At 66.4% G+C, this 13,577-nt stretch carries 7 protein-coding genes; 3 read left to right on the forward strand and 4 right to left on the reverse strand.

Annotated features, from left to right (window positions below; all coding sequences use genetic code 11):
* Window positions 1-144: 144 nt before the first annotated feature.
* Complete coding sequence (locus QM712_RS30775) at window positions 145-5,925, forward strand: autotransporter domain-containing protein (RefSeq protein WP_415026912.1); 5,781 nt, start codon at window positions 145-147, stop codon at window positions 5,923-5,925.
* 179 nt (window positions 5,926-6,104) lie between these two features.
* On the opposite strand, the gene QM712_RS30780 is transcribed toward QM712_RS30775, so the two are convergent.
* Entirely contained in the window at window positions 6,105-8,324 is a 2,220-nt protein-coding gene (locus QM712_RS30780; protein WP_415026913.1) for a transglycosylase domain-containing protein, read from the reverse strand.
* 167 nt (window positions 8,325-8,491) lie between these two features.
* Here QM712_RS30780 and QM712_RS30785 point away from each other — a divergent pair, with 167 nt between their 5' ends.
* Window positions 8,492-8,917, forward strand: coding sequence for a DUF1330 domain-containing protein (locus tag QM712_RS30785; RefSeq protein WP_415026914.1), 426 nt, complete (start codon window positions 8,492-8,494; stop codon window positions 8,915-8,917).
* Between the two features lie 175 nt (window positions 8,918-9,092).
* Here the strand turns inward: QM712_RS30785 and QM712_RS30790 are convergent, their stop codons facing one another.
* A complete protein-coding gene (locus QM712_RS30790; protein ID WP_415026915.1) occupies window positions 9,093-10,319 on the reverse strand; it encodes an ABC transporter substrate-binding protein in 1,227 nt (408 codons plus the stop codon).
* Window positions 10,320-10,453: 134 nt separating this feature from the next.
* A complete protein-coding gene (locus QM712_RS30795; protein WP_415026916.1) occupies window positions 10,454-10,870 on the reverse strand; it encodes a DUF1304 domain-containing protein in 417 nt (138 codons plus the stop codon).
* 37 nt (window positions 10,871-10,907) lie between these two features.
* Between QM712_RS30795 and QM712_RS30800 the strand changes: the two genes are divergently transcribed.
* A complete protein-coding gene (locus QM712_RS30800; RefSeq protein ID WP_415026917.1) occupies window positions 10,908-11,438 on the forward strand; it encodes a methylated-DNA--[protein]-cysteine S-methyltransferase in 531 nt (176 codons plus the stop codon).
* Between the two features lie 79 nt (window positions 11,439-11,517).
* On the opposite strand, the gene QM712_RS30805 is transcribed toward QM712_RS30800, so the two are convergent.
* The coding region (locus tag QM712_RS30805; RefSeq protein ID WP_415026918.1) for a [protein-PII] uridylyltransferase at window positions 11,518-13,577 on the reverse strand (2,060 nt) is incomplete at its 5' end.

Consider the following 13,577-nt stretch of genomic DNA (forward strand, 5'->3'; position numbering starts at 1 on the left):
CGTTTCCGACTTCATGTGGCGATTTCCGAGATGATCCATCACCCGAGGCGAATGTCTCCACGCGCGTTGGCGTCCTTCTCGAGCGCATTCCAATCGTCCACCTCCCTCGCGCGAACATTCGTGGTGCTGACGGGATCGATCGCCTTGTCCGTCGTCACAGCGACGCCGTTGTTCGCACAGGCCTCCGGCAGTGGCGGCGGTGGCGGAAGTCACGGCTGGGTCAAACCGACCGAAGGCGGCGCGGGCGCGACCGCCGCAAGTTCCGCTTACGGTGGCGGCGGCGGCGGTGGCGGCGGCAGAAATCATACGAGCGCCGATCAGTCGACCGGCGGCACGGGCGGCGGCAACGGCAGTCACTTCGACGGCGGCGGCGGGGGCGCATCCGGCGTGGTCGGATTCGACGGCAGGACGTCGACGCTTCCGTTCAACGCCGGATCATGGATCGGCACCGATGGCGGCGCCGGCGGCATCGGCATCACCGCGCCGGACAACACCCAGAATCCATTGGCGAACGGTGTCGACGGCAGCAGCGGTGGCGGTGGTGGCGGCGGTGCAGCCGGTGCGGTGCTGCCGGGTGCGGCGTCGACCTATGTGACCGGCGTCGGCGTGACCATCAAGGGCGGCAACGGCGGACAAGGCGGCGACGGAGGAAGCGGCGGCAGCACCGCGTCCGTATCGTTTTCCGGCGGCGCCGCCGGTGGTGGCGGCGGCGGTGGCGGCGGCGCGGTCGGCATCCTGCTCCAGGGCGGCTCGCTCGAGATCAGCGCCAACACGACCGTCTCGGGTGGCAATGGCGGCAGGGGCGGCGACGGCGGCACCGGCGCGGTCGGTGGCCCCGGCGGCATCACGCAGGTCTGCAACGACAATGGCTGTCACGTCGTCGGGCTTCCCGGCGGCGACGGTGGCCATGGCGGCGGTGCCGGGTCGGGAGGTGGTGGCGGCGCCGGTCTTGATGCGGCCGCGTCGACACGCGTCGTGATCGATACGAATGCGGTCATCACCGGCGGCAATGGCGGTGACGGCGGCAGGGGAGGCGCGACCGGCTACAATCCCGACGACGACTATGTGGCGGCCAAGAGCGGTGACGGCGGCAATGGCGGCAACGGTGGTGCCGGCATTCGTCTCGGCGCCGGCGCGACCTTGCAGATCGCCGCCGGTGCGATCGTGACGGGCGGCAATGCCGGCAAGGGCGGCGACAGCGACACCTATGGTCTCGCTGGAGCAACGCCCGGTCGGACAGGTCAGGACGGTCAGGCCGGTGTCGGCATCTATAGCGCGGCGAACGCCAACATCATTCTTGCCGGCACGGTCAGAGGCGGCCTCAACGTCGACAACTCGCGTGCAAATGCAATCGTCTTCGCCGGCGACAACAATCGTCTCGAGCTGTGGGCCGGAGCCGTCGTCACCGGCAACATCGCCACGAGCGGCAGCTCGAACACGCTCGCGCTCGGCGGCAGCGCCAACGGGGCCTTCGATCTGTCCTCCCTCGACGGCCAGTATCAAGGCTTCAACTTTTTCGAGAAGGTGGGATCCAGCATCTGGTCGATCACGGGCAGCAGCACCAGGACGCTCGACAGCGTAAGGGTCGACGGCGGCGCGTTGACGCTGAGCGCCAACAGCACGCTGACCAGCACCCAGGCCGTCATCGGCGGCGCGGCAGGATCGAACGGCACGGTCACGATCGACGGCGGCCACTGGAACAACTGGAGACCGATCATCGTCGGTGATCAGGGCATGGGCTCGCTGACGATCTCGAACGGCGGCACGCTCGTCGGCATGGTGGACCTCGTGCCGGTGTTCGGCTCGCTGATCGGCAACGCCGCGGGGTCGAGCGGCACCGTCGTGATCACCGGTGCCGGGTCCGCCTGGATCAACTACTCGGCGCTCGGAATCGGCGTCAAGGGAACCGGCAGTCTCACGATTTCCGACGGCGGCCGGCTGGATACCTATGCGGAAGTCGCAATCGGAGGCGCGCAGCCGGGCGCGAGCGGATCGGTCACGGTGACCGGAGCCGGGTCGGTCTGGAACACGCACCTGCTTCCGGAAAACAATCCGGCCAACGCGCTTGGCGTCGGCGGTCCCGGCGGCGGCGGCCTGACCATCTCCAACGGCGGCAGGATCGAAAGCGGAGCGACCTCGTTCGCCAACGCGACGGTGTTGGTCACGGGTGCCGGGTCGGTCCTGAACACGTCGAATTTCGAGGACTTGCCGTCGCTGACGCTGCATTCGGATGCGAGCCTCGCCAGCACCGTGCTCACGATTGCCGATGGAGCGGTCGTCAATACCGGCGGCAATCCTACGGTCATCGAAGGCGCGGGATCGAGCCTCAACATCGGCGCGGCAGCGGGCGATGCCGCGGTGGCACCGGGAAGTCTCGTCACCAGTGCCATCCGGTTCAGCGACGGCGGCGTCCTCAATTTCAATCACACCGCCTCGGACTACGTCTTCGGCGCGGCGATGTCCGGCCAGGGGACGCTCGATTTCCTCGCGGGAACCACCGTGCTGACCGGCAACAGCTCCGGCTTCAGCGGCGCCACCACCATTTCGGGCAGTACGCTGAAGATGAGCAACAATGCCTCGCTCGGGGGCGCGCTCGCGATCGACAACGGCGGAACGCTCACGGGTTACGGCACGGTCGGCGCGACTACCGTCAACGGCGGCGGCGTGGTTGCGCCCGCGGGCGGCCTGCCGCTGACCATCAGCGGCAACCTCATCGTCAATGGCGGCGGCACCATCGTGTCGAACAGCAGCGCGCTGAATGTCGCCGGCAACATGCTGCTGGGAAGCGGTTCCGCGCTCGACTACACCATCGCGGCGTCCGCGATCCGGGTCGGCGGCAATCTCTCCCTGGACGGCGCCACGCTCAACATCGCCGACAATGGCACGTTGCCGTTCGGCACCTACCGCGTGATCACCTACAGCGGCGAGCTGACCGGAGACGCACTCTCGATCGGCACCACTGCGAGCACGAGTCCGCTCGCTTATGTCTATACGATCGACACGTCGACGGCCCATGCGGTCAATCTCGTCGCGATCCCGAATGGCATCGATATTTTCCAGACGTGGGGCGGCGGTCTCGACGGGACCGGGAAGGGCAGCGGGACCTGGAACGCGGCGAATGCGAACTGGCTCGATCCGATCGGCGGCTTCACGCCGACCAGTTGGGGTTCGGGTTACGGAACGTTCGACGGGGCCGGCGGTACGGTGACCATCGAAGGTCAGCAATCGGCTGTCGGGCTGGAGTTCACCAACGGCAGCTACACGCTGGCGTCGGCCGCGGGCGGTTCACTGCTGCTGCATCGCTACGACAATGCGGGCTTCAGCATCGCCGTGCCGGAGCTTCGCGTCCTGGCCGACATCACGGCGCAGGTCAGTGCGACGATCGAGGGCGTCGACGGCCTGCGCAAATCCGGTGACGGCACGTTGATCCTGTCCGGCGCCAACACTTATTCGGGCGGCACCTTCATCAGCGGCGGCACGCTGCAGATATCGTCCGACGCCAATCTCGGCGACGCCAGCGGTGGCCTGACCTTTGAAACCGCGGGCGCCACGTTGCGAACCACGCAGACGATGAGCACGGGCCGGACCGTCAGCCTGGCCGAGAGCGCGATCTTCGACACCGCCGCCGGCACGACTCTCAGCGCATCCGGTGCGATCACCGGCGATGGCGCCCTGATCAAGTCCGGCGAAGGCACGCTGGCCCTGTCCGGGACCAACGGATGGCTCGGCGGGACCCTGTTGCTGGCGGGTACGCTGCGCAGCGATGCGGCCGGCGCGCTGCCCAGCAACACCGACTACGCCATCATCGGCGGTACGCTCGATCTGAACGGCATCAACCTCACCATGCGGTCATTGTGGGGCATTGGCGGCACGATCGCGCTGGGCGCAGCGCAATTGACCGTGGATCAGGCCAGCGACTCGCTGTTCGCCGGAACGATTTCGGGTACGGGCGGGCTGGTCAAGGATGGCGCGGGCACCCTGGTCCTGAGCGGCAGCAATACGTATCGCGGCGGGACGGCGATCGGTGGCGGCATCCTTGCCATCACATCCGACGCCAATCTCGGCGATGCCGGCGGCGCGGTCGCGCTGTCCGGCGGCACGCTGATGACGATCGGCAACTTCACCACCGATCGGTCGATCGGCATCGTCGGTTCGGGTGCGATCAATACCTGGGCCGGGACCACCCTCACGGTGGCGAACGGAATCTCGGGCTCGGGCTCCTTCACCAAGGAGGGCGGTGGCACCCTGGTGCTTGCCGGCAACAGCAGCTTTTCGGGTACGACCGACGTGAACAACGGCACGTTGATGGTGACGGGCTCGCTGGCATCGTCGTCGCTGACATCAGTCAACGCGGGCGCGTGGCTCAGCGGCACCGGCGTCGTCGGTACGACGGCGATCAATGGCGGTGTCCTGGCGCCGGGCAACCCGGTCGGCCTGCTGACCGTGCAAGGCAGCCTGACGATGACCGCCGCATCGACCTACGCGATGCAGGTGTCGCTGGCCAACGATCTCGTCCACGTCACCGGCACCGCTGATCTCGGCAACGCCGCGGTGAACGCGACTTTCCTCAAGGGCGGATTCGTGTCGCGCAGCTATACGATTCTCACCGCAGATGCCGGACTCGGCGGCACCGTGTTCGGCTCCTCGTCGGTCACGGGCCTGTCGGGCAATATCACCTCCCACCTGAGCTACGACGCCAACAATGTCTATCTCCAGCTCGCGATGGAGACGCCGACGGGATTGAACGTCAATCAGGGGAACGTTTCGAACACGCTGGTCAACGTCTTCAACAGCGGCGGCCTGCCGGCCGCCTTCGCGGGATTGAGTCCGGCTGGGCTGACCCAGGTGTCCGGCGAACTGGCGACCGGCGCGCAGCAAACCTCGATCAATGCCGCCGCGCAGTTCCTCAACATGATGGGAGATCCGTCCCTCGCCGGACGCGGCGGCGCGCCGGGAGTGCCCGTCGCGGCTGCCAGCGGCTATGCTCAGGTCGCAAGGACGAATGTCTCGGCCCGCGATGCCTTCGCGTCGCTCGATCGCAAGTCTGCACCTTCAACAAGGGCGGCCCCCGCGACATTTGACCAGCGCTGGAGCGTCTGGGCGTCCGGCTTCGGCGGCTCGCAGACCACCAGCGGCAATGCCGTCGTCGGTTCAGGCACCGCGACGAGCAGCATCTTCGGTGCGGTCGTCGGTGCCGACTATCAGATCTCTCCCGACACGCGGATCGGTTTCGCGACCATGGGCGGCGGCACCAGTTTTCGCGTCGCGGATGCGACGGGGAGCGGACGCTCCGACTTGTTTCAGCTCGGCGGGTTCGTCCGTCACGCGATCGGCCCGTCCTATGTGTCGGCCGCGCTGTCCTATGGCTGGCAGGATGTCGTCACCGACCGGTCCCTGGCACTTGTCGATGCCGATCGTCTGCGCGCAGATTTCAATGCGCACACGTTTTCCGGTCGCCTTGAAGGCGGCTATCGCATCGCGACGCCATGGATAGGCATCACGCCCTATGCCGCGGGGCAGGTGGTTCATTTCATGCTGCCGTCCTACGCAGAGCAAGCGGCGGTGGGATCCGGCACCTTCGCGCTGTCCTATGACGCCAAGAGCGCCACCGTGACGCGCACCGAGATCGGTGGCCGAGCCGACCGGGCCTTCGCGCTCGATGGTTCGATCCTGACATTGCGCGGCCGCGCCGCCTGGGCCCACGATTTCAGTTCCGACCGCAGCATCGCCGCGACCTTCCAGACGCTGCCGGGCGCGAGCTTCGTCGTCAACGGCGCCGCGCCGGCGCGCGATGCGGCGCTGGCGAACGCTTCCGCGGAATTGCTTTGGCTCAACGGCGTGTCCATCATGGCGGCGTTCGATGGCGAGTTTTCCCGGACGACGACAAGCTATGCGGGCAGGGGCGTGCTTCGGTATCAGTGGTGACGCGGATGTCGCGTCGGCTGGTCGCAGAATCCTGCGCTCGGCGCCATCGTCCCCGAATGATCCGCCGCATCAGGGATTTGGCGTGATCCACATGCGATCACGCCGGCAGCCGGCGGCTACTGTGCATGGGGTTGTTTTCGCGATTTTTGTTTCGAGGCCACCTCGACCTCACGTCTGGACTATCGATTCCCGCCGAACAGCCGGTCCATCAGCCAGCCATCGAGCCCCGCCGCCGCTTCCGGTCGCACCGCGGCACGTGTCGGGGCCGGGCGGTAGCCGCCATTGCCTGCCGGCGCAGGTGCCGGGGCCGACGCCGGCGCAGCCACCGGCGGCGAGACCTGCGAGGTGGCCTGCGCGAGGTTGGACAAGCCCCAGCCGAGCTGCGATCCCGGCAGGTTTGCCACCGGCACGCCTTCGTGGGCGGCGCGCATGAAGCGCGACCAGACCTCGACCGGCAGGCCGCCGCCCGTCGCCTTCTTCGTCGGCGAGTTGTCGTCATTGCCGAGCCAGACGCCGGTGACGAGGTTCGAGGTGTAGCCGATGAACCAGGCGTCGCGGTAATCCTGGCTGGTGCCGGTCTTGCCGGCCGCCGGCCAGCCCGGGATTTCCGCCTTCTTGGCGGTGCCGGAGATCAGCGTCTCCCGCATCATCGCGTTCATCATCGCCACGTAGCGGGGCTCGACCACCGGATTGCGCTCGTCGGGCTGGCGCATGTAGAGCAGCTTGCCGTCGATCGTCTTGATGCGCCTCACCACGTGCGGCGACACCGCGAAGCCGCCATTGGCGAAGGGCGCATAGGCGCCGACCATCTCGACGACCGAGACTTCGGAGGTGCCGAGCGCGATCGAGGCGTTCGGCTCGAGCTTCGAGGATATGCCGAGCCGGTGCGCTGTCCGCACCACGTTCTTCGGCCCGACCTCGAGGCCGAGACGGATCGCGACCGTGTTGAGCGACATCGCGAGCGCCTGGGTCAGCGTCACCGAGCCGAAATATTCATGGGTGTAGTTCTCGGGCTTCCAGCCCTTGACCTCGATCGGCGCGTCCTGGCGGATGGTGTCCGGCGTCAGTCCCTGCTCGAGCGCGGTCAGGTAGACGAACGGCTTGAACGAGGAGCCCGGCTGGCGCTTGGCGGTCACCGCGCGGTTGTACTGGCTGTCGGAATAGTTCCGCCCGCCCACCATCGCGCGCACCGCGCCGTCGGGCGTCATCGCCACCAGCGCGCCCTGGCTGACGTTGAACTTCACGCTCTTGGCCGCGAGCTCGTCGATCACGGCGGCTTCCGCAACGCTCTGCAGCTTCGGATCGATCGTGGTCTCGACCGTGATGCTCTGGTCGATCTGGCCGACGAGATCGTCCAGTACCTCGCCGATCCAGTCGGCGACGTAGTTGACCGTGCCGGCGCCGACCGGCTTCACATTGTAGGAGGGATGGCCGATCGAGGCCTGGGCCTGCGCGTCGGTGATGAACTTGGCGTCCGCCATCGCCGCGAGCACGACCTGCGCGCGCGCTTCCGCACCTTCAGGATTGCGGTTCGGCGCGAGGCGGGAGGGCGATTTGACGAGGCCCGCCAGCATCGCGGCTTCCGCGATCGTGACGTCCTTCGCCGACTTGCCGAAATAGCGCTGCGCCGCGGCCTCGACGCCGTAGGCGCCCGATCCGAAATAGACGCGGTTGAGATAGAGCTCCAGGATCTCGTTCTTGGAATGGTTGCGCTCGAGCCAGATCGCCAGCTCCGCCTCCTGCAGCTTGCGCTGCAGGGTACGCTCCTGGGTCAGGAACAGGTTCTTGGCGAGCTGCTGCGTCAGCGTCGAGCCGCCCTGCGATACGCCGTGGTGCAGCACGTTGGTGACGGCCGCACGGAAGATGCCGATCGGATCGATGCCGAAATGCGAATAGAAGCGGCGGTCCTCGATGGCGATGAACGCCTTCGGCAGATAGGGCGGCAGGTCCTTGAGCGACACGTTGGCGCCGGCCATCTCGCCGCGTTGCGCCAGCAGGCTGCCGTCGATGCCGACGATCTGGATCGTCGGCGGACGCTTGGGAATCTCCAGCGACTGGATCGGCGGCAGATGCGCGCCGACATAGATCACGAGGCCGATGACGGCGATCGCGCCCCACAGGCCCACCACCGCGCCCCAATAGACCAGGCGGCCGATGCCGAGACCGCCACGCGATTTCGCCCGGCGCTTGGCGCCGCTGCGCGCGGGCTGCGGCTTTCGCGCGCGCGGCTCCTCGTCGGGCTCCTCGGCCTTGCGCTTGGCGGGTGATTTCGCGGACTTCTTCGGCTTGTCTTCGGCATTGGGGATGCGATCCGCCGCCGTCAGGCGCAGATCGGCGAGCGCCGCGGGCAAGCCGAACAGCGGCTCCTTCCGCCCACCCTTTTTCTTTCCCCACGCCATACGCAAAACGCCCGGTCAGTCCGCCCCGCCGCACGCTAGCGGTCGCTGTTTAAGGCCCGGTTACCCGGAGCTTAACGCGCGATTAGGAGGTGCGGCATTCGCCGGCCGCAGTTCCGAACATTCGGCGGCGGAGCTAGGATCGCCCCCGAAGAACGGAGGGAACCCGCATGGGCCACATCGATCCGACCAAGGACGTCTTCGCGCAGTTCCGGGAGAACGATCGCCCGGGCCCGATCCACATGCTCAACCTGGTGCGGCTGCGCAAAGAGGCCGCCTATCCCGATGGCCGCAAGGCGACCGGCGCGGAGGCCTATGCAGCCTATGGCCGTGAAAGCGGCCCGGTGTTCGAGCGCCTCGGCGGGCGCATCGTCTGGCAGGGCAGGTTCGAACTGATGCTGATCGGCCCGCAGGAGGAGCGCTGGGACCACTGCTTTATCGCCGAATATCCGAGCGTCGGCGCCTTCGTCGAGATGATTCGCGATCCCGTCTATCGCGAAGCGGTGAAGCATCGCCAGGCGGGCGTCGAGGATTCGCGACTGATCCGGCACGCGGTGCTGCCGGTCGGCAAGAACTTTGGAGAGATACCGACCTGAACGCCGCGAGGCGATTCTCTTTCCGTCGTCATGGCCAGGCTTGACCCGGGCCATCCACGCCTCTTCCGTGCGGCCTCGAGAACGTGGATGCCCGGGCCTTAGCCTCGCCGGAGAGGCTTCGGCCTCGCGGACGGGACAGGCCCGGGCATTCCGTTGTCGCGGCTCGCTTTCGAGACTAGCCCGCCGGGCCGGTGTCCTCGATGATCGGTCCGAACAGTTCCCAGCGCTCGCCGTTGAACTTCATCATCTGCATCTGCTTGTTGACGCGGAAGTCGTTCGGCCCGGTGTTGACCTTGATGCCGGGCAGCGCGAGGCTCGGCACGAAGTCCTTCACGTTGGCCGCCTGCTTCATGATGTTCTCGCGCGTGAGATCATCGCCGCACTGGCGCAGGATCTGCGCCATCAGCTCAGCCACCGAATAGCCGTAGGTGTTGATGGTGTTGAGCTTGTCGCCTTCCGGAAAATATTTGTCCATGAAGGCGAAGTAGGCCTTGATGCCCGGATCGTCCTTCCACTGCGGGTCGCTCGGATCCTTGCCGTAATTGGTCGAGATGATGTCCTTGGAGATGTCGAGGCCCGCAGGCTTCAGCGTCGCCGACACCGGGCTCGCATTGATGTCGAGGATGTGCACCGGCTTCCAGCCGAGGTCGGCCAGCTTCTTGATGGCCTGTGCCGCGAATTTCGGCGTCGAGGCATCGAACAGCAGGTCGGTGCCCATCGATTTCAGCTTCACGATCTGCGAGTCGACGGTCGGATCGGTGACCTCGTAGGGCACCTCGCCGACGATCATGCCGGCGGCCTTGTCGCCGAGTCCGCTCTTGAGGCCGGCCATGTAGTCACGGCCCATGTCGTCGTTCTGGTAGAGGATGCCGATCTTGGCATTGGGATGATTGGCCAGGATGTACTTGGCGTAGATGCGCGCCTCGGACTGGTAGTTCGGGTTATAGGCCATCGTCCACGGAAAGTTCTGCGGATCGGTGAAGCGCGAGGCACCGGTCGAGGCCAGCAGCTGCGGCACCTTCTTGCCGTTGAGATATTTCTGCACGGCGGCGTTGGCGGCCGTTCCGATGATCTGGAACGTGAACAGCACCTCGTCGCTCTCGACGAGCTTGCGCACCTGCTCGACCGTCTTCGGCGGCGAATAGGCGTCGTCATACTGGATCAGGTTCAGCTTGCGGCCGTTGATGCCGCCCTTGTCGTTGACCATGTTGAAGTAGGCGAGTTCGGACTTGCCGATATTCGCATAGGCGGAATAGGGGCCGGAGAACGGCACGGTCTGGCCGAACTTGATTTCGGTGTCGCTGGCGCCGGTGTCGTATTTCTTCTGGGCGAGGGCTTGGCCGGCGGAGAACGCGAAGGCGAGCGTCGCCGTGGCAGTGATGAAGGCTCTGCGATTGTTCATCTTGGGTTGTTCCTCCTGACGGAATTTGCTGCCGACGGTCTTTTCCCGTTGATTGCAACGGTCGCCATCGCTGCCGCAGATTGTGGAGGAAGCTCAGTCGCAGCGCAAGGATCGCGGCGATGCGCCGTAGCGTCTCAGGCGAGGATCAGTGCAACCAGCGCGATCGCCGCCGGCAGCGCCTGTACGAGCAGGATGCGCCTGCTGACGGTGGCGGCGCCGAAGGCACCGGCCACGATCACGCAGACCAGGAAGAACGCCTTGATCTGGAGCGCGAAGGCGGGGTTGCCGTGCACGAGCCCCCAGACCAGGCCGGCGGCGAGGAAGCCGTTGTAAAGGCCCTGGTTGGCCGCCAGCACTTTCGTGATCTCGGCCTTCTCCGGCGTCTGGCGAAACACCTTCAGCCCCTGCGGCTTGTCCCAGAGGAACATCTCGAGGATCAGGAAATAGGCGTGCAGTGCGGCGACCAGCGCCACCAGGACATTCGCGATCACGATCAAGTTGAGCTCCCCCAAAAGCGTCAGCTTTCGGGTGGACGTTAGCACGGCCGGCATGGCAAGTGCGAATGTGTCTCGATGCAATGGTGTCGCAATGGCCGCTCGCTCAACCCGCACGCAGGAACGCTTCAGTCTCGATCGCCTGCCGACACCGATCGGCGTCGCGCTGCTCGTCACCGATGCGGACGGCGCGCTGCGCGCGCTCGATTGGGAGGATTACGAGCCTCGCATGCGCGAGCTGCTGCGCCTGCACTACGGCGCGGTGAGCCTGGATGATCGATCCGCGCCGGCGGCGGTGCGGACGGCGCTGTCGGGCTATTTCGAAGGCGATCTCCGCCAGCTTCGCGCGATCGAATGGCGCATCGCGGGCACGCCGTTCCAGCAGAAGGTCTGGACCGCGCTTGCGAAGATTCCCGCCGGCACCACCATGAGCTATGGCGCGCTCGCGGCGAAGATCGAGATGCCCAGGGCGATTCGCGCCGTCGGCCATGCCAACGGCTCCAACCCGATCAGCGTGGTCTTGCCCTGTCACCGCCTGATCGGCGCAGACGGCTCGCTGGTGAAATATGGCGGCGGCCTCGAACGCAAGCGCTGGCTGCTGCGGCATGAGGGCGTGGAGGTTTAGGAGCGAGCGCGCCAGCCGCTCCATCGTCATTCCGGGCTCGCGCACCGCGCGCCTCGGAATGACGGGCGGGAAGCGCCTGTCACGCCGCCGGCTGAACCGCCTTGTCGCTGACCATCACACGCGTCAGCGCGCTCTTGATCGCGGCCTGGCGCGTCGGCGCGCTGATCTGCGCGCCGAGCAGATCAGTGACGTAGAACACGTCGCGAGCGCGCTCGCCGAAGGTCGCGACATGGGCCGAGGCGATGTTGAGGTTGAGTTTCGAGATCGCGGTGGTCAGCTCGTACAGCAGGCCCGGACGGTCGAGGCCCGACACCTCGATCACGGTGTGGCGGTCGGACCATTGGTTGTTGATGGTGACCTCGGGCTCGACCACGAAGGGCCGCGCCTTGCTGCGCACGGTGCGCCGCGCCACCACTTCCGGCAGGCGCAGCTTGCCTTCCAGCACGTCCTCGATCATCTCGCCGATGCGGGTGGCGCGCCGGCCCTCGTCCTCGTCGCGGTCGTATTCGCGGGAGATCGAGATCGTATCGAGCGCGCGGCCGTCGGTGGTGGTGTAGATCTGGGCATCGACGATGTTGGCGCCGGCGGATGCGCATGCGCCCGCGATGATCGAGAGCAGCCAGGGGTGGTCGGCGGCGAAGATCGTCAGCTCGGTGACGCCGCGCACTTCGTCGAAGCCGACATTGATCGCGAGCTTGTGGCCGGCCTGCTCGCTCGACCGCACGAAGCGGGCGTGGCGGATCTTGCGCGGCAGCTCGACCTTGAGCCAGTAGGCCGGATAATGCCGCCCGATATAGGCATCGAGCTCGTCCGCCGGCCATTCCGCGAAGGCCATGCGGAATTCGGCATAGGCGGCCGTGAGGCGCTTGCCGCGGTCGACTTCCGAAAAGCCGCCGGTCAGCACCGGCTCGGTCTCGTAATAAAGAGAGCGCAGCAGCTGCGCCTTCCAGCCGTTCCACACGCCCGGGCCGACGCCGCGGATATCCGCTGTGGTGAGGATCGTCAGCAGCTTCATCTGCTCGACCGACTGCACCACGGCGGCGAAATTCTCGATGGTCTTGCGATCCGAGAGGTCGCGCGACTGCGCGACCGTGGACATGGTCAGATGTTCCTCGATCAGCCAGGCCACGAGTTCCGTGTCGGCAGCGCTGAAACCGAGCCGCGGGCAGAGCCGCCGCGCCACCTTGGCGCCGGCAACCGAATGGTCCTCGGGCCTTCCCTTGGCGATGTCGTGCAGCAGCGTCGCGATGTAGATCACGGAGCGGTGCTCCGGGCGGATCTTGCGCATGAGATCGCTGGCGAGCGTGAACTCCTCGATGCCGCCGCGCTCGATGTCCTGCAGGAAGCCGATGCAGCGGATCAGGTGCTCATCGACGGTGTAGTGATGATACATGTTGAACTGCATCATCGAGACGATCTTGCCGAAGGCGCGGATGAAATGGCCGAGCACGCCGGTCTCGTTCATCCGCCGCAGCACGATCTCGGCGTTGTCGGAGGTCAGGATCTCCATGAACAGCCGGTTCGCTTCCGGATTCTCGCGCATCTGCGCGTTGATCAGGCCGAGCGAACGCGTCACGTCGCGCATCGCGTCGGGATGGAAGGCGAGGTTGTTCTTCTGCGCGAGACGGAAGATGCGGATCAGGTTGACCGGATCGTGCTTGAAGATGTCGGGTGCGGCGACGTTGATGCGGTTGTTGTCGACGAGGAAGTCGTCGCTGTCCGGCACGCGCCGCTTCACGGCGGTGGGCCGCAGGCGCGCCATCATCCGGCTCAGCACCGGCGCCGGCTTGGCCTGCTGGTCCTCGAGCTTGGCGCACAGGATCGCGGTGAGGTTGCCGACTTCCTTGGCGACCAGGAAGTAGTGCTTCATGAAGCGCTCGACGTCCTGCATGCCCGGATGCGAGGTGTAGCCGAGACGCACGGCGATCTCGCGCTGCAGGTCGAAGGAGAGACGCTCCTCGGCGCGGCCGGAATAGAAATGCAGATTGCAGCGCACCGACCAGAGGAAATCGGCGCAGCGGCGGAACGTGCGGTATTCCTGCGCGTCGAACACGCCGCGCTCGACCAGCTCGTTGGTGTCGCGGACGCGGTAGACATATTTGGCGATCCAGAACAGCGTGTGCAGGTCGCGCAGGCCGC

This window comes from Bradyrhizobium sp., assembly GCF_047605465.1.
Classification (GTDB): Bacteria; Pseudomonadota; Alphaproteobacteria; order Rhizobiales; family Xanthobacteraceae; genus Bradyrhizobium.